Origin of the sequence: Pseudomonas sp. CFBP 13727 (genome assembly GCF_014841915.1) — a bacterium.
GTDB classification, from domain to species: domain Bacteria; phylum Pseudomonadota; class Gammaproteobacteria; order Pseudomonadales; family Pseudomonadaceae; genus Aquipseudomonas; species Aquipseudomonas baltica.
In genome coordinates, this window is sequence record NZ_JACYUT010000001.1 from 585,255 (window position 1) to 608,474 (window position 23,220).

The following is a 23,220-nucleotide window of genomic DNA, read 5'->3' on the forward strand; positions in this document are numbered from 1 at the left end:
ACCGTATCGTGCAAATGATAATCATACTTATTAGCATTCGTCAAAATCGCAGCGTCGACATGGGGTGGGGAAAGGCATCGTGGACAACGGATCGTTCGCGCTCAGACAACAAGTGGAGCGGCTCTACAAAGATCATCACGGCTGGCTCAGCGGCCTTTTGCGACGCAAGCTGGGCAACTCGACGGACGCCGCGGACCTGGCGCACGACATCTACCTCAACCTCATCCGCAAGGGCGCCGTGCCAGCGCCCGAGCACTGTCGCTGCTACCTCACGCAGATCGCCAAGGGCATGCTCATCGACCTCTACCGTCGTCGCAGCCTGGAAGCCGGGCACCTGGAACGCCTGAGGCACCAGGACGTGCCACTGGGGCCATCGGAAGAGAGTCGCGCCCTGGCGTTCGAAGCACTGACCCAGGTCGACGCCGTCATCAACCAGCAGCCGGCCAAGGCCCGCCAGGCCCTGCTCCTGCATCGCCTGAGCGGAATGGGCCATCGCGAAATCGCCAGTCAGATCAATGTGTCGGTGTCGTCCGTGGAGAAGTACATCGCCAGCGCCATGCGCGCCTGCCAGCCCTTCGCCAGCGATCGCTGCAGCCATTGAGGAATATTCGCCGTCGCTCGTAATACACGGTAAGCACCGTGCATCCACGACCTGTGCCGAGCCTGCACACCTTGCCGAGGGCCCTGCCCTCTTTACGGAGATTCAATGAGCGCCGCACCCGCTACCGACCCCCCTGTCGCCGAAGGCCCGATATCCCAGCTGCTCCGGCCCATTCGTGGCCGCTTGATCGTGGCGGCCATCCTCGCCGGCCTGGGTACCACCCTGACCTTGCTGCCACTGGCCGCAATCGCCTACCTCGCCGGCCTGGCGCTGGACCCTGCCGACGGCGGGGTCTGGGCGCTGGAGTCGACTGCGCACGTGTGGCCCGTCATCGCCGGCAGCCTGGCCTGCCTGATGCTGGGCATGATCCTGCTCTCGCTGGGCGAAATGCTCGCCCATCTGCTCGACAACCAGATCACTTCACACCTGCGCCTGGCCATTACCCGCAGGCTGGGCAAGGTACCGTTGGGCTGGTTCACCGCGCGGGCCTCGGGCGAGGTCAAGCAGGCAATGCAGGATGACGTCGATACCCTGCACAGCCTGACCGCGCACTTCTACACCACGGTCGGTCGCTCGCTGGGGGCGGTGTCGTTCGCCACGGTGTACCTGTTCGCCACGGACTGGCGCATGGCAGTCATCTCGCTGCTGCCCTTTCCGCTGTTTTTCCTGTTCGTTTCCAGGGCAACCCGGGCAAGCAGCGCCAACATGCAGGCGTTCGGCGCCGGGATGGCGCGCATCAACAACGCCGTGGTGGAATTCGTCAACGGCATCACCGTGGTCAAGTCCTTCGGTATCGAGGGCAAGGCCCAGGCCAACTACCGTGAGGCCGTGGACGGCTTCGCGCTGGCGTTCGAGGATTTCGCCCGCCCCCTGGTCAGTGCCATGGCCAATGCCCATGCGCTGATCACCCCGGTGGTGGTGCTCGGCATCGTGCTGGCGTTCGGCACGCTGTTCACCTGGCTGGGCTGGATCGAAGCCATCGACCTGCTGCCCTTCGTCCTGGTGGCGCCCAGCCTGTGCGCGCCCTTGCTGCTGCTCAGCTACATCACCCATGACCTGCACAACGCAACGGGCGCGGCCCTGCGCATTCAGCAATTGCTGGCCACCCCGGAACTGGCCAGCCCAACGGCTGCAGCCATCGACCTGCCGGCACGAACCGAACTGCAGGTGCAGAACCTGAGCTACAGCTACGACGGCGAAACGCCGGCGTTGAGCAACATCGATCTAACCCTCAGGCCCGGCACGGTCACGGCCGTGGTGGGGCCGTCCGGCGCTGGCAAGTCGACCCTGGCGCGCCTGTTGTTGCGCTTCTTCGACCCGGATACCGGGCGCATTACCCTGGGTGGCGTCGACCTGCGCCAGATCGACAGCACGCAGTTGTATCGGCATATCGGCTTCGTACTGCAGGACGTGCGCCTGATCCACGCCAGCCTGCGCGACAACATCGCCCTGGGCCGCGCCTCGGCCAGCCTCGACGAGATCGAGCAGGCAGCGCGCCTGGCCAACGTGCACGAGCGGATCATCGCCCTGCCCCGTGGCTACGATTCGGTGGTGGGCGAAGACGCGCAACTGTCCGGAGGCGAACTGCAGCGAGTCAGCATTGCCCGCGCCATGCTGCTCGACCCGGCCGTGCTGGTCCTCGACGAAGCCACCGCCGCCGCCGACGCCGAGAACGAGGTGCACATCCAGCAGGCCCTTTCACGCTTCGCCCAGGGCCGCACCGTGCTGGTGATCGCCCACCGTCTGGATACGGTGATGCACGCCGACCACATCATCCTGATCGACCACGGCAGCATTCAGGAGCAAGGCACCCACGCGCAATTGCTCGCCACTGGCGGCCGGTACGCCCGGCTGTGGCAAGCGGGCGACTACCCGAACACCGAGCTTGCGGAGCACGGCCCATGCTGAACACTTTCCTGCGGCTGCTGGGCAACGACGCCGACGTGCTCTATCGCTACCTGGGGCTGACCCTGCTGTACGGGCTGCTCAACGGGCTGACCATCGTCGCCGTGATACCCGTGCTCACCGGGTTGCTGGGCCACGACATCACGGCCGCCACGCGCGGGCTGGTCCCGATGCTGGTCGGCGCAGGGTTGTGCTGGGCGCTGCGTCGGGTGGTCGAGAAAGCCGGCGTACGCTTCGGCATGGCCGTGCTGCAAACCGGCCGCCATCGCTTGAGCGAGCACGTCGCGCGACTGCCGGTCGGCTGGTTCGACCCAGACAACACCGCTCGTCTGAGCCATGTCTCGACCCAGGGCATGATGGCCTTGGCACAACTGCCCGCCCACGTCCTGACGCCCCTGATCACCAGCGTCATCACCCCGCTGGCAGTAGTGGCCGGGCTGTTCTGGTTGAATCTGCAGATGGCCCTGATCGCCTCGGTGACCCTGCCGCTGTTGCTTGCCGTGTTCACCCTGACGGCCCGGATGGGGCAACGCAGCGACGCCCGATTCCATGCCAGCAGCGCCCGAGCCAGTCGGCGCATGGTGGAGTTCGCCCAGGCCCAGTCGGTCCTGCGCGCATTCAACGGCGAAGACGGTGGCGCACGGTTTGTGCAGCAGGCGATTGCCGGCCAGCAGCAGTCGGCCCGGCGCCTGATTCACGTCTCGGCCATGTCGGTGGTACTCAACAGCTGGGCCGTCCAGGCCAGCTTCGCAGCACTGCTGGCAGCTGCCGGGTGGGCGTTGCACTCGTCTGCCGGCAGCGCGACACCCGCTTCGATGGCAGCGCTGGTGGTGGCGCTGGTGCTGGCCAGTCGGTTCATCGACCCGCTGCTGGAGGTCGCCAGCTACAGCGAAGTGTTGCGCGGCGCGCGCGGACAACTGGCCGTGGTCGATGAGCTGTTCGCCGTGCAGGCTCTGCCGATGCCGCAGACAGCGGCAGAGCCTGCCGACAACAGCGTGGCGTTCGACGACGTGAGCTTCGGCTACACCGCGGACCAGGCGCCGATCCTGGAGGGGATCAACCTGCACATCGCGGCGGGAAGCATGACCGCCGTGGTCGGCGCCTCAGGATCAGGCAAGACCACTCTGGTGCGATTGATCGCGCGCTTCTTCGACGTTGGCCAGGGCAGCGTACAGATCGGCGGTGTGGACGTTCGGCAGCTGTCCAGCGCCTGGCTGGCGGCGCAGACCAGTCAGATATTCCAGGACGCCTATCTGTTCCAGGGCAGCATCGCCGCCAACATCGGCGTCGGCAGGGCCGATGCCAGTCGCGAGCAGATCCTGCAGGCAGCCGAGCAGGCCGGCGTGCTGGAGATCGTCGCACGTTTGCCGCACGGGCTCGACACCCAGGTCGGTGAAGGCGGCGCGCGGCTTTCCGGCGGCGAGCGCCAGCGCATCGCGATTGCCCGGGCACTGCTCAAGGATGCGCCGATCCTGCTGATCGACGAAGCCACCTCGGCCCTCGATGCCGAAAACCAGGCAGCCATCGCGCAAACCCTGGCCCGGTTGCGCGGCAAGCGCACGCTGGTGGTGATCGCGCACCAGCTGTCGACGGTGGAAATGGCCGACCAGATCGTGGTGCTGGAGAGTGGGCGCATCGCCGAACGGGGCAGCCATGCCCAGCTCAGCCGCCAGGCCGGGCCCTACGCGCGCTTCCTGGCGCAGCGACGCGCCGCCAAGGGTTGGCGGCTGGCCGCGGCAGCGGCGGACGAGGACGCTACGTGAGGGCGGCGAGCTGGCCGGTTGCATTCCTGCTGCTGTGCGGGCTGTCCTTGACGCTGGGGGTCAAGGAGGTGTCCTGGAGCGAGCTGTGGAATTTCTCCGGCGATGCCTGGCTGACCCTGACCGCCAGCCGTCTGCCGCGCCTGGTGGCACTGGTGTTGACCGGTGCCGGGCTGGCCATGTGCGGGGTGATCCTGCAGCAGATCGTGCGCAACCGCTTCGTCGAACCGGCCACCTGCGGCGGCCTCGATGCAGCCAAGCTGGGAATCCTGGTCGCGCTGACCGTCGCTCCGGCCTCGAGCAGTACGGTCAGAATGCTGTTCGCCCTGGGCTTCTGCTTTCTTGCCAGCGTGCTCTTCGTGGCGATCATTCGCCGCATCCAGTTCAAGAGCGTGGTGCTGGTACCCGTGGTCGGCCTGATGTACGGCAGCGTGCTCAGCGCGATGGCCGAATTCCATGCCTATCGCCACAACCTTCTGCAGAGCATGCAGGGCTGGATGCTCGGCGACTTCTCCAAGATCGTGCAGGGCAACTACGAAATCATCTATCTGATCCTGCCGATCGTGCTGCTCACCTACCTGTTCGCCCAGCGCTTCACCATTCTGGGCATGGGCGAAGGCATGGCCAGCAGCCTGGGGGTGAATTACGCCGCCAACGCCGCCGTGGGCCTGATGCTGGTGGCCGTGTGCGTATCGGCGACGGTGATCACCGTGGGGGCGATACCTTTCGTGGGCCTGGTGGTGCCCAACCTGGTGGCGCTCTACCGCGGCGAAAACCTGCAGCGCACGCTGCCCATCGTGGCGCTGTGCGGGGCGGCGCTGCTGCTGGTCTGCGACATCATCGGGCGCCTGCTGATCTACCCCTTCGAGGTGCCGATCGGCTTGACCGCAGGCAGCATCGGCGGCGTGGTGTTCCTGATCGTGCTCCTGAGAAAGTACACATGAGCCCGAACACGACCCGCTACGGACTCTGGCTCTCGGTACTGACGTTGGCCGTGGCTTTCGTGCTGCTGGGCTCGGGAATGGATTTCGCCTACGTGATCCCGCGACGCCTGATTCGTCTGGCCGCCATGGTCATCGCCGGTGTCTGCATCGGCTACTCCTCGGTGATGTTCCAGACGATCGTCGGCAACCGCATCCTGACTCCGGCGGTCATGGGTTACGAGTCCATCTACCTGCTGTTCCAGGCCCTGTTGATCCTCTGCCTGGGCACGCACAGCCTGGTACTGCTCGGCCGGGGCGGCAACGCGCTGCTGTCGATCGTGCTGATGCTCGGCTATTCGTGGCTGATCCACCATTGGCTGTTCCGCGATGGGCGCAGCAACGTCTACCTGCTGTTGCTGCTGGGGCTGGTGTTGAGCATGGTGATGGCTACCTTCACCCAGTTCATCCAGTTGAAGATCAGCCCAGGCGAGTTCTCGATCCTGCAGGGCTTCAGCTATGCCTCGTTCAACCGGGCTCGGCTGGACCAGGTGATCTACGGCGGCGTGCTGGTCGTCGGCGCATGCCTGCTGGTGCACCGTACCTTGCCGGTACTCGATGTACTGGCGCTGGGCCGCGACCAGGCCGTCTCGCTGGGCGTCGACTACGCACCCAGCGTGCGCCTGCAACTGGCACTGATCGCCGTGCTGGTGGCCGTGTCCACCAGCCTGGTCGGCCCCACCGCCTTCATGGGGGTGATCGTCGCCAACATCAGCTACGCCCTGGCCCGCACCGCGCGCCACCACGCCACCCTGCCGACCGCCTGCGGTGTCGCCATCGGCGTGTTCATCGTTGCCCAGTACCTGGTCGAGCAGCTGTTCAACTACAACACCTCCGTCAGCATTCTCATCAACCTGGTGTGTGGCGTGTACTTCCTCACGCTGATGATCCGCACCCGAGGCAGCCCATGATCGCCCTCAGCCACGTGCATAAATCCTACGGCAGCACCCCGGTGCTGAACGACGTCAGCGTGCGGTTTCCGTCCGGCAAGGTGACCTCGTTGATAGGTCCCAACGGCGCCGGCAAGACTACCCTGCTGATGCTCATTGCCCGCCTGCAGAAGCCGTCGCAGGGCACCTTGACCCTGAACGGCCGCGACAGCGCCCGCATTGCCGTGCGCGATTACGCAAGGCAAGTCGCTACCCTGCGCCAGACCCAATCATTCAGCCTGCGCCTGACGGTCGAAGAACTGGTCGCCTTCGGTCGCTTCCCCTACAGCCAGGGCAACCTCACCGACGCCGACCACGCGGCAATCGACCAGGCCATCGGTTTTCTGTCCCTGCAGGCACTGCGCAGCTGCTACATCGACGAACTGAGCGGTGGACAACGGCAGCTGGCGTTCCTGGCCATGACCATCGCCCAGCAGACCGACTATCTGCTGCTGGACGAGCCGCTCAACAACCTCGACATGAAACACGCCGTAATGATCATGGGCGCCCTGCGCAGGCTGTGCGACGAACAGGGGCGCACGGTAATCCTGGTCGTGCACGACATCAATTTTGCCGCCAATTATTCCGACCACATCGTTGCCATGAAGAACGGCACCGTGCACAGCCAGGGCCCGGTCGCGCAGGTGGTCAACGAAGCATGCCTGCGCGATCTCTACGAACTGGATTTCGAAATCCTGCGCAGCGAACGCGGGTTCGTCTGCAACTATTTCAACCCCTCGACATCAAGGCAACCGATATGAACACCCCACACCACAAGGTCGCCGGTGGCCTGCTGGCATTGGCCATCAGCACGCTCTACGGCTGCGACCAACCCACGGCCGGGGTCACCCCACCCGCTGCCGTGCAAGCCGCGCCTGCCACCACCGCCTACACGCCGATCACCGTGAAGCATGCCCTGGGTACGACCACTATCGACAAGCTGCCGCAACGTGTCGTGGCCTTCGACATGAGCGAACTGGACAGCCTCGACCAACTCGGCGCGCCGGTAGTGGGCATCGCCAAGGACTACGTCGCCGACTTTCTGCTCAAGTACCGCGATGATCCGAACATCGCCGATGTCGGTACCACCATCGAACCCAACCTCGAGCGCCTGCACGCGCTCAAGCCCGACCTGATCCTGATCTCGCCGTTGCAGGCGCGCAGCTATGACGAGCTCAGCCAGATCGCACCGACGGTCTACGACGACATCGACCTGACCAACAAACAGGGCAATTTCATCGAAACCGCAAAGCGTCACCTGACCCTGCTTGGCCGCATCCTGAACAAACCGGCATTGGCCGAGGAAAAGGTCGCGCTGATGGATGCCAAGGTCGAGCAGACGCGCAAGGTCACCGAGGGGCGTCCCGAGAAAGCGCTGATCGTGCTGCACAACAATGGCGCCTTCACCTCATACGGCGTGAAATCGCGCTACGGCTTCATTTTCGACACTTTGGGCGTGAAGCCCGCCAGCAGCGACATCGAAGCCGGACTGCACGGCCAGCCGATCTCCAACGAGTTCATTCAGCAGGCCGACCCGGACATCCTCTATGTCATCGACCGCACCGCCGTCATGGAACGACGCCCGGCGCTGAACCTGGACAGCCTGGACAACCCTCTGCTGCGCAAGACCAAGGCATGGACCCAGGGCCGGGTGATCTTCGTCGAAGCCCGCACCTGGTACCTGTGCACCGCCAGCGTGACGTGTCTTTCACGCATGGCTGATGAGGTGATGGAGGGCTACGCACACTGATCCGAAGCGGCAAATGTGGCTGCTTGGCAACGGTCGGTCACGGCGACGAGAATTATTATCGAATGTTAATCATTTCCATTGAGGACATTTCGTTTTGTTTCGGAACCCTAGTGAGCCTTCAATCATTACCGAACCGAAAGGAATCCAGCATGTTGCCACACCGTCACCCGCGACCCGCGAATCCAGCCTCGACAGCACCGACATTCGCCCTGAGCCGTACCTGCACCGCCGTGCACATGGCTTTGCTGTTCGGCCTGAGCGGCGTTGCGATGGGCGCCCTCGCCGAGACGCAGGAGCAGGCTGAAAAAGCTCGCACAGCGCCAGACAAAGGCAGCCTGGTGCTGTCCGAGACCACTATCGAAGGCACCCAGGACACGCTCGGCACCCTGATGCCCGAGTACGCCGGCGGACAAGTGGCAACCGGTGGGCGGGTCGGCCTGCTCGGCAACAAAGACATCATGGAGACGCCCTTCAGCACCATCAGCTACACCGACAAATACATTCGGGACAGGCAGGCCAAGGACATCACCGACGTGATCGCCGCCACCGACCCGTCCGTGTTCAACAACGGTATCAAGGGCACCTACGGCGAGAACTATTCGATCCGCGGTTTCGGCGTGAGCGTCAGCGACATGACCGTCGACGGCCTCTACGGCATGGCACCCTTCTACCGGGCATCGCCGGAAATGTACGAGCGTATCGAAGTGCTCAAGGGCCCCTCGGCGCTGCTCAATGGCATGCCACCGGGCGGCTCGGTGGGCGGGATCGTCAACTTGATTCCAAAACGCGCTGGCGATACCCCGCTGACGCGTCTGACCGGCACCTACCAATCGGATGCGCAGTTCGGTGGGCATCTGGACATCGGTCGACGCTTCGGCGAAGGCAACCAATTCGGTGTGCGCTTCAACGGTGTCTACCGTGACGGCGACACCGCCACCGATGACCAGTCGTCGCGCAACGTGCTGTCGTCGCTGGCGCTGGACTGGCGCGGCGAGCGCGCCCGGCTGTCCGTCGACCTCTTCGACGCCGACGATCGTGTCAACGGTCAGAACCGCGGCATTGGCCTGGCTGCCGGCGTCGGCATTCCCAAGCCGCCGAAAGCGGGAACGCTGCTCAACCCTGACTGGGCCTACGTCGAAACCAAGGACAAAGGCGTCATCCTGCGCGGCGAGTACGACCTCAGCGACGCCGTGATGGCCTACGGTGCGGTGGGCACCAGCAAAACCCATTACCAATACAGCGGAGCCATATCCTCGGCCGTGATCAATGCGGCGGGTGATTTCAGAACGACCATGGGGCTGCTGAAAACCGAAATCGAGAAAACCTCGGCCGAGGTCGGCCTGCGTGGTCATTTCGATACGTTCGGCATCAATCACCAGTGGTCGGTGAACGCTACCCAATACAGTGACAAGGAAAAAAACTTCGGTCTTCGTGCAGTCCCCAATTCAATCGTGACTACCAACATCTACCACCCTGTCTGGGGAGCAAAATCGCCCGAGTCCTGGCCGCCGGTTTCGCACACCGAAAACGACCTGAAGAGCTACGGCATAGCCGACACCCTGTCGATGTTCGACAATCGTCTGCAGGTCACTGCGGGTGTACGCCGTCAGGAAGTGGTCACCGATACGTTCAGCGTCGTCACCGGCGCGCGCAACCGACCCAATTACGATACCCATGCCACCTCCCCTGCAGGCGCCATCCTGTTCAAGCTCACCGACAACCTGTCGCTGTATGCCAACTACATCGAGGGCCTGAGCAAGGGCGCCTCGGCGCCCGCGAGCGCCGCCAACGCCGGTGATGTGTTCACGCCGTTCAAGTCCAAGCAGAAGGAAGTCGGCCTCAAGCTCGACCTGGGCACTTTCACCCACACCCTGGCGATGTTCGAGATCAAGCGCCCGAATGCCTACACCGACCCGGCCACCAATATCTATTCGTTCGGCGGTGAACAGCGCAACCGCGGCGTGGAGTGGGGTTTCTTCGGCTCGCCGATGATGGATGTGCGGCTGATGGGCGGTGTCGCCTACGTCGACCCGGAAGTGACCAAGAGCGCCGGTGGCGCCACGGACGGCAAGAAGGCCACCGGTTATCCCAAACTGCAGGGCAAGCTCGGCATGGAATGGGACACCCCCCTGCTTGAAGGCCTGACGCTGACCGCCAATGCCACGGCGGTTTCCGAGCAATACATCAACGCCGACAACAGCCTGTCCGTCCCCGGCTACACCCTCTTCGATGCCGGTGCGCGTTACACCACGCACGTCTCCAACAAACCCGTGACCTTGCGTGCCAACGTGCGCAACCTGACCGACAAGGATTACTGGGGGATGCCGCTCACCCAGAGCCTGGGGCTGGGCGCTCCGCGCACTTATGAGCTGTCGGCCAGCGTAGACTTCTAGAACCAGGCCGGCCCGTCGGCACTCGCTTCCCTGGGCGCAGGTCAACGTGCCGGCCCAGGGCCCTTTCGCGGCCACCGGCCGCTTCTACGAGGGCTCGGCTCGTTGGGTGGGAGCGCCCGTTCGCAGGCTCGACGCAGCGCAAATGAACTTGTGACCAGACGCGGTTACAGTCACTCTCTGTAGATCCCCGTCTACCGAGCCCTACCACCGTCATGACCCGCCAGCCCCCCGCTTTCCCCTCACGGGGCCCATCCGATCACAGCGTTCGCGATCAGATCGTCGAGGCCGCCATGGCCCACTTCGGCCATTACGGCTATGACAAGACCACGGTATCGGACCTTGCCAAGGCCATCGGCTTTTCCAAGGCCTACATCTACAAGTTCTTCGAATCCAAGCAGGCCATCGGCGAAATGATCTGCGCCAGCCGGCTGGCCATGATCATGGCCGTGGTCGACCAGGCCATGGGCGCAGCCAGCAGCCCGTCCGACAAGCTGACGCGTCTGTTCAAGGCCGTGGTGGAAGCCGGCAGCGAGCTGTTTTTCCATGATCGCAAGCTCTACGACATCGCCGCTGTCGCGGCGCGGGACAACTGGCCATCGGCGGCGGCACACGGCCAACGCCTGCATGGGCTGATCGAGCAGATCCTGCGCGAAGGCAGAGAAACCGGCGAGTTCGAACACCAGACACCTTTGGACGAGGCGAGCCATGGGGTCTTTCTGGTGATGCGGCCCTACATCAGTCCAGTGCAGCTGCAATACAACCTCGAGAGCGCCTCGCTCGCCGCCGCGCAACTGCCCGCCTTGATACTGAGGAGCCTGGCACCCTGATATGTGACCATTGACTGATTTGGTCACTAGTATCAGAATCGGATTCCTTCTACCCGCTTGCGTAAGGAATCCCATGTCTCGGCTTCGCGCTCCAGTGCTCGGCATTTGCCTGCTGCCTGTGCTTCTGACCGCCTGCGACGGCCAGCCCAGCACTGTCGACCCGCGCACGCAGCCACCTTTGGTGAGGGTGATCGAGGCCGGCCATGCAACGGATGTCGACCGCGCGTTTACCGGGGTGGTGGCAGCGCGCGTGCAAAGCGACCTGGGCTTTCGAGTGGGGGGCAAGGTCGTGGAGCGTTTCGTCGATGCTGGCCAGTCGGTCAGCCGCGGACAGCGGTTGATGCGACTCGACCCCGCCGACCTGGCACTGCAGTCCAACGCCCGCGAGCAAGCCGTGGCCGCCGCCCAGGCGCTGGCCACGCAGACTGCGAACGATGAGCGGCGCAATCGCCAACTGGTTGCCAGCGGCGCCATTTCCGCTGCCAACTACGACCGCTTCAAGTCAGCGGCCGACACTGCCCGAGCCGATCTGGTAGCACTGCAGGCGCAGGCAGCCGTGGGCCGCAACGAAGCCAGCTACGCTACCCTGACCGCGGATTCCGACGGTGTGGTCGTGGCCACCCTGGCCGAACCAGGCCAGGTCGTGAGCGCCGGACAACCTGTGGTGAAGCTGGCCAAGGCAGGCCTGCGCGAAGCGGTCGTGCAACTGCCCGAAACCCTGCGGCCGGCGCCGGGCAGCACCGCCCAGGCCAGGCTGTTCGGCAGTTCCGGCAACAGCGTCAGCGCCACGCTGCGACAGCTGGCCGACGCTGCCGACCCGCTCACCCGCACCTTCGAAGCGCGCTATGTGCTGACCGGCGAACAGGCCAATGCCCCCCTGGGCTCGACCGTGACCCTTGCCATTGCCCCGACGCCTTCGCTAGCCGACGCCCTGAGCGTGCCCATGGCTGCCATTCACGACCCAGGCAACGGGCCAGGTGTGTGGATCGTCGCGGGCACGCCGGCGGTGATCGCATGGCGGGCAATCCAGGTCGTCGGCCTGGGAGATGACACCGCCACGGTGTGCGGCGTGCTTCCAGGTGAGCGGTTGGTTGCCCTGGGCCCGCACCTGCTTCATGAGGGCGAGGAAGTGCTGCTGGCGCCGCAGGACCTGCGCGTCCCGGCCGGGTCTCAGCCATGAGCGGCAGTCGGTTCAACCTGTCCGCCCTCGCCGTGCGCGAGCGGTCGGTGACGCTGTTCCTGATTTTCCTGATCGCCATCGTCGGCACCCTGTCGTTCTTCAAGCTGGGCCGCGCCGAGGATCCGCCGTTCACGGTAAAGCAGATGACCGTGATCACGGCCTGGCCCGGCGCGACCGCGCAGCAGATGCAGGACCTGGTGGCCGAGCCTCTGGAGAAGCGTCTGCAGGAGTTGAAATGGTACGAGCGCAGCGAAACCTACACCCGACCGGGCCTGGCCTTCACCCTCCTGTTTCTGCAGGACAAGACGCCGCCTGCTCAGGTCGAGGACGAGTTCTACCAGGCACGCAAAAAGCTCAGCGATGCGGCCAGTAGCCTGCCGGCCGGGGTGGTCGGCCCCATGGTCAACGATGAGTTCGCCGACGTCACCTTCGCCCTGTTCGCGCTCAAGGCGCAAGGCGAGCCGCAACGCCTGCTGGTGCGTGAAGCCGAATCACTGCGTCAGCGCCTGCTGCACGTACCCGGGGTGAAGAAGGTCAATATCATTGGCGAGCAGTCCGAGCGGATCTTCGTGTCCTTTTCCCATGAGCGCCTGGCGACGCTGGGCGTTTCGCCGCAGGACATCTTCGCCAGCCTGAACGGACAGAACAGGCTGACCGCCGCAGGCGCCATAGACACCCAAGGCCCTCAAGTCGTGGTACGACTCGACGGTGCCTTCGGCACGTTGGACGCCATTCGCGACACGCCTGTCGTCGCCGGCCAGCGCACGCTCAAGCTGGGCGATGTGGCCACGGTTGCGCGTGGCTACGAAGACCCGGCCACGTTCATGGTGCGCCATCAGGGTGAACCGGCGCTGCTTCTCGGCGTGGTCATGCGTGATGGCTGGAACGGTCTGGAGCTGGGCAAGGCGCTGGCCGGCGAGACGGCGCGGATCAGCTCCGGGATGCCACTGGGCATGACCTTCGCGCAGGTCACCGATCAGTCGGTGAACATCGGCTCGGCAGTGAACGAGTTCATGATCAAGTTCTTCGTCGCGCTGCTGGTGGTCATGGTGGTGTGCTTCGTGAGCATGGGCTGGCGCGTCGGCGTGGTGGTTGCGGCGGCGGTGCCGCTGACCCTGGCGATCGTGTTCGTGGTCATGGAAGCCACCGGCAAGCATTTCGACCGCATCACCCTGGGCTCGCTGATCCTGGCACTGGGGCTGCTGGTGGACGACGCAATCATCGCCATCGAGATGATGGTGGTGAAAATGGAGGAAGGCTACGACCGCATCAAGGCGTCGGCCTATGCCTGGAGCCACACCGCGGCGCCCATGCTGGCCGGCACCCTGGTGACCGCCGTCGGCTTCATGCCCAACGGCTTCGCCCAGTCCACGGCCGGCGAGTACACCAGCAACATGTTCTGGATCGTCGGCATCGCGCTGATCGCATCCTGGGTAGTGGCAGTGGTGTTCACCCCCTATCTGGGGGTGAAGCTGCTCCCGGCGATCAAGGCCGTCGAAGGCGGTCATGGGGCGATCTACGACACCCCTCACTACAACCGTTTTCGCCGGTTTCTGAATCAGGTCATTCGCTGGAAATGGCCGGTGGCAGGCTTGGTGCTCCTGTCTTTCGCCCTGGCGATCGTGGGCATGGCACAGGTCAAGAAGCAGTTCTTCCCCACCTCGGATCGGCCGGAAGTACTGATCGAAGTGCAGATGCCCTATGGCACGGCCATCGAGCAGACCAGCGCAGCCACCGCCAAGATCGAGGCCTGGCTGCGCCAGCAGGACGCGGCAAAGGTCGTGACTGCCTACATCGGCCAGGGCCCGCCGCGGTTCTATCTGGCGATGGCGCCCGAACTGCCGGACCCTTCGTTCGCCAAGATCGTCGTGCTGGCCGACAGCCAGGCGGCGCGCGAGGCCCTCAAGCTGAAGATCCGCGAGGCCGTGGCTCGGGGTCTGGCCCCCGAAGCGCGGGTGCGGGTGACCCAGTTGGTGTTCGGGCCCTACTCTCCCTACCCGGTGGCCTACCGCGTCATGGGGCCGGATCCGCAAGTGCTGCGTGAAATCGCCGGCAGGGTGCAGACGGTCATGCAGGGCAGCACGATGATGCGCACCGTCAACCTCGACTGGGGGCCGCGGGTGCCCTCCCTGCATTTCGTTCTGGACCAGGATCGCCTGCAGGCTATGGGCCTGAGTTCCGCTGCGGTTGCCGAGCAGCTGCAGTTCCTGTTGTCCGGAGTACCGATCACCGCCGTGCGCGAGGACATTCGTTCGGTGCAGGTGGTGGGCCGGGCTGCTGGGGAGATCCGCCTCGACCCGGCGAAAATCGGCGGCTTCACCCTCGTCGGCGGCAATGGCCAGCGCATCCCGCTGTCGCAGATAGGCGCTGTCGAGGTCCGCATGGAAGATCCGCTTCTGCGCCGCCGCGATCGGGTGCCTACCCTGACCGTACGCGGCGACATCGCCGAGCACCTGCAGCCGCCGGATGTCTCCAGCCAACTGACGAAAGCCCTGCAACCGATCATCGCCACGCTTCCCGACGGCTACCGCATCGAACAGGCAGGCTCCATCGAAGAATCGGCAAAGGCCACCGCGGCACTGGCGCCGCTGTTTCCGATCATGATCGCCATCACCCTGCTGATCATCATCCTGCAGACGCGCTCGATGTCAGCCATGACCATGGTGTTCCTCACCGCCCCATTGGGGCTGATCGGCGTGGTGCCTACACTGCTGCTGTTCAACCAGCCGTTCGGCATCAATGCCCTGGTCGGGCTGATCGCGCTGTCTGGCATTCTGATGCGCAACACGCTGATTCTGATCGGGCAGATCGACCTCAATGAGAAGAACGGCCTGGAGCCCTTCCACGCCGTGGTCGAAGCCACCGTGCAGCGCGCCCGGCCGGTGCTGCTGACGGCGCTGGCGGCGATCCTGGCGTTCATTCCACTGACCCATTCGGTGTTCTGGGGCACCTTGGCCTACACCCTCATAGGGGGCACGTTCGGCGGGACGGTGATGACCCTGATATTCCTCCCCGCGATGTATTCCATCTGGTTCCGCATTCGTCCGGATACCCGTTCAACACGTCATTCAATGACAGGCTTGGAGAAACACCCATGAACAATCGACAGGGTCAGAAACGTATCGTCGTCACCGGTACCGGGCTGGTGACGCCGCTGGGATGCGGCGTCTACGAGGTCTGGCGGCGGCTGTTGGCGGGTGCGTCGGGCATCAGCCCTTTGCCTGCGCACATCGGTGAAGGTACCGGGGTCGCCGTGGCCGGGCAGGTTCCCACGCTGGAGGCCGACCCGGTGGCAGGCTACGATGCGCAGGCGCTGATACCGGCCAAGGAGCGCAAGAAGATGGACCGCTTCATCGAGTTCGCCCTGGTCGCCGCGCATGAGGCGCTGTCCCAGGCCAGATGGCACCCCACCAGCGAAGCCCAGCAGCAGCGCACGGCAACCGTCATCGGCTCGGGCGTCGGCGGCTTCGGCGCGCTCGCCGGGGCCGTGCGCACGACCGACGAGCGCGGACCGCGACGGTTGTCACCGTTCACGGCGCCATCGTTCCTGGCCAACATGGCGGCCGGGCACGTGTCCATCAGCAATGGATTCAAAGGCCCCCTGGGTGCTCCGGTCACCGCGTGCGCCGCGGGCGTGCAGGCGATCGGCGATGCCGCACGGCTGATCCGCAGCGGTGAAGCCGACATTGCCATCTGTGGCGGAACCGAGGCGGCCATCGACCGCGTCACCCTGGGCTGTTTCGCCGCCGCGCGTGCGCTGTCCACGGGTTTCAACGACCGGCCGAGCGAGGCATCGCGGCCGTTCGACCAGGATCGCGACGGGTTCGTGATGTCCGAGGGTGCGGGCCTGCTGGTGATCGAATCGCTCGAACACGCGTTGGCGCGAGGCGCAACGCCGCTGGCGGAACTGGTTGGGTATGGCACCAGTGCCGACGCCTACCACCTGACGGCCGGCCCGGAAGATGGCAGCGGAGCCCGCCGAGCCATGGAACAGGCCCTGCGCCAGGGCGGCATCGACGCGCAAGACGTGCAGCACATCAATGCCCACGCAACGTCTACGCCAGTCGGCGACAAAGGTGAGCTGGCGGCCATTCGCGCCTTGTTCGGCACTCGGGCCGGCCTTGCCATCACCTCGACCAAGTCGGCCACCGGCCACCTGCTGGGCGCCGCTGGTGGGATCGAGGCCATCTTTACCGTGTTGGCCTTGCGCGATCAAATTGCACCGCCGACGCTGAACCTGCATACGCCGGACGAGGCGGCAGCCGGGCTCGATCTGGTCGGTCCGACTGCACGCAAGACAGCGATAACCTACGCCCTGTCCAACGGCTTCGGCTTCGGCGGCGTCAACGCCAGTGCATTGTTCCGGCGCTGGGAGGGCCGCTAGCCGTCTGCCTACCCAATCCCCTGTGGGAGCGGGCTCTGCCCGCGAAAAGGACGCTGCGGTGAATCAGGCAGACCGCAGTGCGCCCTTCGCGGTCGATGACCGCTCCTACGGGGGAAGAAATACACCAACCCATCGTAGGAGCGGTCCGTGGCCGCGAAAAGGACGCTGCGGTGAATCAGGCAGACCGCAGTGCGCCCTTCGCGGCCGATGACCGCTCCTACGGGGGGAGAAATACGCCAACCCATCGTAGGAGCGGTCCGTGGCCGCGAAAAGGCGCTGCGGTGAATCAGGCAGACCGCAGTGCGCCCTTCGCGGTCGATGACCGCTCCTACAGGGGAAGAAATACACCAACCCATCGTAGGAGCGGTCCGTGGCCGCGAAAAGGCGCTGCGGTGCATCTGGCCGACCGCGGCGCGCCCTTCGCGGGCAGAGACCCGCTCCCACAAGGGCGAGCGGCGCATTGATCTCACTGATGATCACTATCAAGCGCCGCGCCTCCCAGGCTGCGGCAACCCTCCCCTATAATCGCCGCCAATTCCCCCGCTCTTCACGCCTGCCCGCAGGCGACACGCCCCTTTGGAACCGATGCCCATGCCCACCCCTCACTCGGCCGCCCCCGGCCTTTCCGAACGTACCCCGCAAAGCGTCAAGCAACAGTGGCTGGCGATCCTCTCGGTCGCCGTCGGCGCCTTCGCCCTGGTGACCAGCGAATTCCTGCCCGTGGGCGTGCTCAACGATGTTGCCAGCGACCTGGGCATCAGTGCCGGTCGCGCCGGCCTGATGGTCACCCTGCCAGGAATCATGGCTGCGCTTGCTGCGCCCTTGCTGTCGGTGGGCATCGGTGCGATGGACCGTCGCTACCTGCTGACCGGCCTGACGCTGATCATGATCATCGCCAACACCATCGTGGCCTTCGCCAGCGATTTCAACGTCCTGCTGATCGGCCGCGTGTTGCTGGGCGTCAGCATCGGCGGCTTCTGGGCCACGGCCATCGCCTTGAGCGGTCGACTGGCGCCCAAGGGCGTCGGCGTGGCCAAGGCAACGTCGATCATCATGATGGGTGTGACCCTGGCCACGGTACTGGGCGTGCCCGTAGGCACCTGGCTCAGTGGCCTGATGGGCTGGCGCATGACCTTCCTGGTCACCGCGCTGGTGGGCGTGCCGGTACTGCTGGCGCAGATCTTCCTGCTGCCGCCGCTGTATCCGGACCGGGCCATTCGGGTCAGGGACCTGCCTGCCCTGTTCACCAATGCACAGGCGCGGGTTGGCTTGATCGCCGTATTGCTGATCGGCCTGGCGCACTTCGCCGCGTACACCTACGTGGCACCGTTCTTCAAGCAGAGCGCCGGCTTCGATGGGTCCACCATCGGCTCGCTGTTGCTGCTCTACGGCATGGCCGGCGTGCTGGGCAATGTATTCGCCGGCTTCGCCGCCAACCGCAGCGTGCGCAATACGTTGTTGCTGGTGGCCCTGATGATCGGCACCAGCACCGCCCTGTTCCCCCATTTCGCCACTGGTATCACCGGGGCCGCCATGCTGATAGCCCTGTGGGGCTTCGCTTTCGGGGCTTTCCCGGCCTGCGCCAGCATCTGGATGTTCGTGGTCGCGCCCAAGGATGTGGAGCGCGGCATGCCCCTGTTCGTTGCGCTGTTTCAGGTGATCATTGCCCTGGGGTCGTTCTTCGGCGGGCAGATCGTCGATCGGTTGGGCAGCTCGGTGCTGTTGAGCCTGGCCACGGCACTGGTTGGCGCAGGGTTCGCCACGGTGTTGGTGTTGGGCCGCAATGTCAGCAACAACGTGGTGGCTCAACCTGCCTGAGCCCGACTGCGCCGACCGTTGCCGGCAGGTCGTCGGCGCAGCAGCACGCTTCGCAAAAAAAGTTGAACTGCTTTTCCAGCCGTTCGCCTAATGATCAGCTTGTGAATATTCCCACAGGCACTGTGTCAATATCGGCACTTTCCCCAGAGGTGGTCAACGTGGCTAAAGACGAGAAGAAAACCAAAAGCGATGCTTCGAAAGCCAGCAAGGAAATGAAGGACAAAAAGTCGTCACCGGAAAAGAAATCCGCCGCAGCCTCAGCGCTTTCGAAGTCCTCCGACAAGGACAAGAAAGACAAGAAGAAAGACGCCGAGCCGAAGAAAACTGCCAAGAAAGCCGACAGCAAGCCTGAAAAGGCCAAGAAGTCTGACAAGGTCGAAAAAGCAGAAAAGCCTGCGAAGAAGAAAAAGTGATATCCGTTGTCTGCTAGGGCCTTGCGCCCTAGCGTCCCACCCCTCGATAGCCCTGTTCCCCCGCCAAACCTCACTTGCCTCGACGGCCAAGGCTTTATGCCAGGCTCATGCGCGCGTCTGATTCACCACCACTACGGTCAGCCAGGGCATTCGATAGATCTTCACCGGCTGGGTGCGGGCGAGCATGTCGAGCATGCCGGGAATGTCATCGAGGTTGAACACGCCACTCACTGCCGTGGTCGGCAGGCTGCCCGCGATCACCAGCGAGCCAGGCAGATAGCGTTCAATGTCCGCGAACACCTCGGCCAACGGCTGGCGGTTGAAGATCAACTTGCCGCGCTGCCAGGCCGACGCGCTGCCCAGGTCCAGAGCGCCGGTCGGCGACGGCGCCGTTCCCGCAACGTATTCAAGACGCTGGGCGGCCCTCAGGGGAACCACCGCCCCGCCAGACGAAACCTTCACCTCACCCTCCGTCACCCCGACACGAACCTGTTCACCCTGCCGATCGACATCGAAGCGGGTGCCCACGGCCTGTACGCTGCCGCCCGACGCCTGCACCACGAAAGGACGCGAGGCGTCCTTGCTCACCTGGAACAGCGCTTCGCCCTTGATCAGGCTGATCTCGCGCCGCGACGAGGAATAGCGAACCGATAAAGCCGAGCCGCTGTTCAACCACACCTGGCTGCCATCTTCGAGGGTCAGCGCCCGTCGCTCGCCGACCGCCGTGGCATAGTCGGCGAAATACACCCTGGCCGGCTCGCTCAACCCGGTCAGGGCCAGGGCGCCCACCCCGGCTGCCAGCGCCGCCCAGCGCAGCGGCCTGCGCGTGACCCTGGCGGGCACAACGAAGCGCTGCGCGGCGCAAGTCTGGGGAAGTGCCTGCCAGATCCGCTCGGCCAGGCGTGCCGCTGCCTCGTGGTCCGCGCTCTGTCCGCGCCAGCGGGCAAAGGCGCTGCGATCCGCCTCGCTGGCTCGGCCCGATGTCAGGTGCACCCACTGCTCGATGGCCTGGTCCTCCAGGTCGACGGCAGAAGCACTCGGATGGGTGGGCTCGGTCATGATAATGGGCTCGCGGTCGTTGCCGCATAGACGTCAGTACCGTGCATTCTAAGGGCACTCCGACTGACGAAGCCAATCGCGACAATGACGCATGGCGTGCACCATGTACTTGCCCACCGAGCTTTCCGACACCCCAAGGCGTGTGGCGATCTCTGCGTGGGTGAGGCCTTCGAGGCGACTGAGCAGCAACGCCAGACGAGCATTGCTGGGCAGGCGCTGCAGGGCCTTGTCGAGTTGCTCGATGGCTTCGGCGGCAAGAAAGGAGCGTTCCGGCGAGGCCATGGGATCACAAGGTTCCTCGTCGGGCTCATCGACCTGCAGCGCGCAATAGCGCCGTTCCTGGCGCAGGCGGTCGATGGCCAGGTTGCCGGCCACGCGGAAGACGAAAGCGCGGGGCTCGAGGATCTGCGCCGTGTCGGCCAGGCCAGCCAAGCGCACGTAGGTGTCCTGCGCCACGTCGGCAGCCTTTTCCACATTCCCCAAGCGCCGCGCCAGAAAGGCCAACAGGTCGGCATAGTGCTCCTGAAAGACCATCAGCAAAGGGTTGGAGTTGGGTGACACGGACATGCGCACGGCCCAGGCGATCGAGGCGCGCATCCTATCCCACTTGAGAACGGTTATCATCAGATTGGCAGATGATAATGAAAATATTTTCAATCTGGATGGCAAGGTCGGGTCACCTCGTTCGTCGTTGGAGTGAGAAGCAAGATTCTCGGGCATTCCGCCTCCATTGGCTTACGGACGTTTTCAGATGCAGGCACGTTTTCCTTCGTTCACTCCCGCTACCGGTCGCACCCTGAGCCTGGCATTGATGCTGGCCATGACGGCGGGCCTGCCACTGCTTGCGCCTTCGGCACAGGGGGCAGAAGCGACCACCGTCCTGAACCTGCAATCGGCAGAGCAGTCGCTGGATCAGGCGCTGACCCAACTGGCAGACCAGGCCAACGTGCGCCTGATCTTCAACTCCTCGGATGTGGCCAACCTGCGCGCACCGGCCCTGAAAGGCCGATACACCCTCGACCAGGCCCTGCAGACGCTGCTGCGCGGCAGCGGCTTCGGCTGGCAGATGCTCGATGCACGCACCCTGGTGCTGCAGAAGCTGCCCGCGCGCGACGATCCCGCCATGGCTCTGGGCGCCACCACCGTCAATGCCATGAACGATCTGGGCAGCAGCACCGACGGCACGGGCTCGTATACGACTGGTAGCAGCAGCACCGCCGCGAAACTCAACCTGAGCCTCAAGGACACCCCGCAGACCGTCAGCGTGGTGACCCGGCAGCTGATGGACGACAAGAAGCTCACCAGTCTGGACAAGGTGCTGGAACAAACCCCGGGCATCACGTTCCAGTACCGAAACTTCGGCGGGCATGTGTACACCTCCCGCGGTTTCTCGCTGCTGGCGGAAAGCTTTCTGGTGGACGGTGTGCCTGGCCAGGGCTATCAGATCACCGGGTGGATGAAGCCCGACACTGCCATCTACGACCGGGTCGAAGTGCTGCGCGGCGCGGCGGGCCTGCTGGTGGGCGCAGGCGAGCCCGGCGGCGCGGTGAACCTGGTGCGCAAGCGGCCGACCGCCGAACCGCGACTGACGGTACAGGCCAGCGCCGGTTCCTGGGACCGCTACCGCATGGACCTGGACGCCAGCGGCAAGCTCAACGAAACCGGCAGCGTGCGCGGCCGACTGGTCACGGCCTACGAAGACAACGGTTCCTACCTCGATGAACGCAACACCCGCACGCCGCTGGTGTATGGCATCGTCGAAGCCGATATCGACCCGGACACCACCGTGAGCCTGAGCCTGCGCCACCAGGAAAACGTCATCAACGGCTATTCGATCTACGGCCTGCCGCGCTACAGCAACGGCAACGCCCTGGACATCTCCCGCTCCACTTCGCTGGTGCAGGATTGGAACCGTCACCAGAGCGAGATGAGCGAAGCGTTCGCGGAAATCGAGCACCGCTTCAACGAGCGCTGGTCGAGCACCACCTCGGTGACCGTTTCCGAAGGCAGCTTCGATCAACAGATTGCCTATGCGCGACGCACCATCAGCCCGGTGACCAATACCGGTTCGGTGTTTCAGGCCGCACTGTTTCGCCAGGACAAGGTCACCAGCACCGGGGTGGACAGCCATGTCAGCGGCAATTTCGATGCCTTCGGCCTGACCCATGACGTCACCGTGGGCGGCACCTGGTCGCGCCAGGAGGCCAACACCCAGCAGGCCACCGCCAGCCTGGGCAACCGGCCACTGAACATTTTCAATGTCGACCACCATGCCATCGCCAAGCCTGCCAGGCCGGCATGGAGCACCGATATCGACATGACCGAGGAGCGCGCGGGCCTGTACGCCAACTCACGGCTGCGCCTGAGCGAGCCGCTGAGCCTGGTACTGGGTGGTCGCACCAGCTGGTACGACTACACCTACGACATCAAGCGCGGCGCCGCCCTGCCCTACGAGTCCAAGGTGACACGCAAGGTCACCCCCTACGCCGGCGTGATCTACGACATCAGCGACGACTGGGCGTGGTATGCCAGCTATGCGGAAATCTTCAATGCCCAAGGCAATTACGTCGATACCAGCGGTACGCCGCTTTCACCCTCCGAAGGCGACAACTACGAAACCGGCATCAAGGGCGCGCTGTTCGATGACCGCCTGAACCTGTCGATGGCGCTGTTCTACATCAAGCAGACCAACGTCGCTCTGGTCGACCTGGCCAATACCAACTGCACCAGCAACGACTCCGAGGGCACCTGCTACGTCAACGGCACCATCAAGCGCAGCAAGGGCGTCGACCTGGAAGCCAGCGGCGAGATCCTGCCAGGCTGGCAGGTGTTCGGTGGCTACACCTTCAACCTGCTGCGCAACAATACCGAAGACGTCGAGGTGGCCTACGAGACGCCCAAGCACATGCTGCGCCTGCAGACCAGCTACAACCCGCCCGGTGCCTGGGACCGGCTGACCGTCGGGGGTGGCGTGTCGGCGCAGTCCTACTACAAGGCCTCGTCGACCACCGGGCTGGACTTTGGCAGTCAGGGGTATGCGATCTGGGATGCGCGCGTGGCCTGGAAGCTGGACGAGCACTGGAAGGTGCAACTCAACGCCGAGAACCTGTTCGACAAGCGTTACTACACCACTGCGGTAGCGGTCGACCGCTCGAACGTGTTCGGCGAGCCACGCAGCTACATGCTGACCCTGCGAGGCGATTTCTGATCGCGTCGACCTC

The 23,220-nt window shown here is 64.5% G+C and carries 17 protein-coding genes; 15 read left to right on the forward strand and 2 right to left on the reverse strand.

Annotation, left to right across the window (positions count from 1 at the left end; genetic code table 11):
• Positions 1 to 79: 79 nt before the first annotated feature.
• The 14 genes from IFT76_RS02515 (at position 80) to IFT76_RS02580 (ending at position 18,940) form a co-directional block, all read left to right on the forward strand.
• Positions 80 to 601, forward strand: coding sequence for a sigma-70 family RNA polymerase sigma factor (locus IFT76_RS02515; protein WP_122478551.1), 522 nt, complete (start codon positions 80 to 82; stop codon positions 599 to 601).
• 105 nt (positions 602 to 706) lie between these two features.
• The gene (locus IFT76_RS02520) at positions 707 to 2,509 is read left to right on the forward strand and encodes an ABC transporter ATP-binding protein (RefSeq protein ID WP_192057318.1); all 1,803 of its coding nucleotides are present in this window, start codon (positions 707 to 709) and stop codon (positions 2,507 to 2,509) included.
• The gene (locus IFT76_RS02525; protein WP_192057319.1) at positions 2,503 to 4,269 is read left to right on the forward strand and encodes an ABC transporter ATP-binding protein; all 1,767 of its coding nucleotides are present in this window, start codon (positions 2,503 to 2,505) and stop codon (positions 4,267 to 4,269) included. The genes IFT76_RS02520 and IFT76_RS02525 overlap by 7 nt, the downstream gene beginning before the upstream one ends.
• Complete coding sequence (locus IFT76_RS02530) at positions 4,266 to 5,210, forward strand: iron chelate uptake ABC transporter family permease subunit (protein WP_122478557.1); 945 nt, start codon at positions 4,266 to 4,268, stop codon at positions 5,208 to 5,210. The genes IFT76_RS02525 and IFT76_RS02530 overlap by 4 nt, the downstream gene beginning before the upstream one ends.
• Positions 5,207 to 6,157 (forward strand): iron chelate uptake ABC transporter family permease subunit, encoded by a 951-nt coding sequence (locus tag IFT76_RS02535; RefSeq protein WP_122478559.1) that lies wholly within the window; start codon positions 5,207 to 5,209, stop codon positions 6,155 to 6,157. Before IFT76_RS02530 ends, IFT76_RS02535 begins: the two co-directional genes overlap by 4 nt.
• Positions 6,154 to 6,936 carry an iron ABC transporter ATP-binding protein gene (locus IFT76_RS02540; protein ID WP_192057320.1) on the forward strand — a complete coding sequence of 261 codons (783 nt, stop codon included), beginning with the start codon at positions 6,154 to 6,156 and terminating at the stop codon, positions 6,934 to 6,936. The genes IFT76_RS02535 and IFT76_RS02540 overlap by 4 nt, the downstream gene beginning before the upstream one ends.
• Positions 6,933 to 7,925, forward strand: coding sequence for a siderophore ABC transporter substrate-binding protein (locus IFT76_RS02545; protein ID WP_192057321.1), 993 nt, complete (start codon positions 6,933 to 6,935; stop codon positions 7,923 to 7,925). Before IFT76_RS02540 ends, IFT76_RS02545 begins: the two co-directional genes overlap by 4 nt.
• 149 nt (positions 7,926 to 8,074) lie before the next feature.
• Complete coding sequence (locus IFT76_RS02550; RefSeq protein ID WP_244647858.1) at positions 8,075 to 10,318, forward strand: TonB-dependent receptor; 2,244 nt, start codon at positions 8,075 to 8,077, stop codon at positions 10,316 to 10,318.
• A 212-nt stretch (positions 10,319 to 10,530) separates the two neighbouring features.
• Positions 10,531 to 11,145 carry a TetR/AcrR family transcriptional regulator gene (locus IFT76_RS02555; RefSeq protein ID WP_192057322.1) on the forward strand — a complete coding sequence of 205 codons (615 nt, stop codon included), beginning with the start codon at positions 10,531 to 10,533 and terminating at the stop codon, positions 11,143 to 11,145.
• A 73-nt stretch (positions 11,146 to 11,218) separates the two neighbouring features.
• On the forward strand, positions 11,219 to 12,325 hold the full coding sequence (locus IFT76_RS02560; protein ID WP_192057323.1) for an efflux RND transporter periplasmic adaptor subunit: 1,107 nt from the start codon (positions 11,219 to 11,221) through the stop codon (positions 12,323 to 12,325).
• Positions 12,322 to 15,423 (forward strand): efflux RND transporter permease subunit, encoded by a 3,102-nt coding sequence (locus tag IFT76_RS02565; protein ID WP_192057324.1) that lies wholly within the window; start codon positions 12,322 to 12,324, stop codon positions 15,421 to 15,423. The genes IFT76_RS02560 and IFT76_RS02565 overlap by 4 nt, the downstream gene beginning before the upstream one ends.
• A complete protein-coding gene (fabF, locus tag IFT76_RS02570) occupies positions 15,420 to 16,709 on the forward strand; it encodes a beta-ketoacyl-ACP synthase II (RefSeq protein WP_192054356.1) in 1,290 nt (429 codons plus the stop codon). Before IFT76_RS02565 ends, fabF begins: the two co-directional genes overlap by 4 nt.
• Positions 16,710 to 17,300: 591 nt before the next feature.
• Entirely contained in the window at positions 17,301 to 18,527 is a 1,227-nt protein-coding gene (locus tag IFT76_RS02575) for an MFS transporter (protein ID WP_122478575.1), read from the forward strand.
• Positions 18,528 to 18,676: 149 nt separating this feature from the next.
• Entirely contained in the window at positions 18,677 to 18,940 is a 264-nt protein-coding gene (locus tag IFT76_RS02580; protein ID WP_163007615.1) for a hypothetical protein, read from the forward strand.
• Between the two features lie 105 nt (positions 18,941 to 19,045).
• Here the strand turns inward: IFT76_RS02580 and IFT76_RS02585 are convergent, their stop codons facing one another.
• Positions 19,046 to 19,999 (reverse strand): FecR family protein, encoded by a 954-nt coding sequence (locus IFT76_RS02585; protein ID WP_192057325.1) that lies wholly within the window; start codon positions 19,997 to 19,999, stop codon positions 19,046 to 19,048.
• Positions 20,000 to 20,047: 48 nt separating this feature from the next.
• Entirely contained in the window at positions 20,048 to 20,596 is a 549-nt protein-coding gene (locus IFT76_RS02590) for a sigma-70 family RNA polymerase sigma factor (RefSeq protein WP_244646842.1), read from the reverse strand.
• A 154-nt stretch (positions 20,597 to 20,750) separates the two neighbouring features.
• On the opposite strand from IFT76_RS02590, the gene IFT76_RS02595 reads away from it, so the two are divergent.
• Positions 20,751 to 23,207, forward strand: coding sequence for a TonB-dependent siderophore receptor (locus tag IFT76_RS02595; RefSeq protein ID WP_240998799.1), 2,457 nt, complete (start codon positions 20,751 to 20,753; stop codon positions 23,205 to 23,207).
• Positions 23,208 to 23,220: the final 13 nt, after the last annotated feature.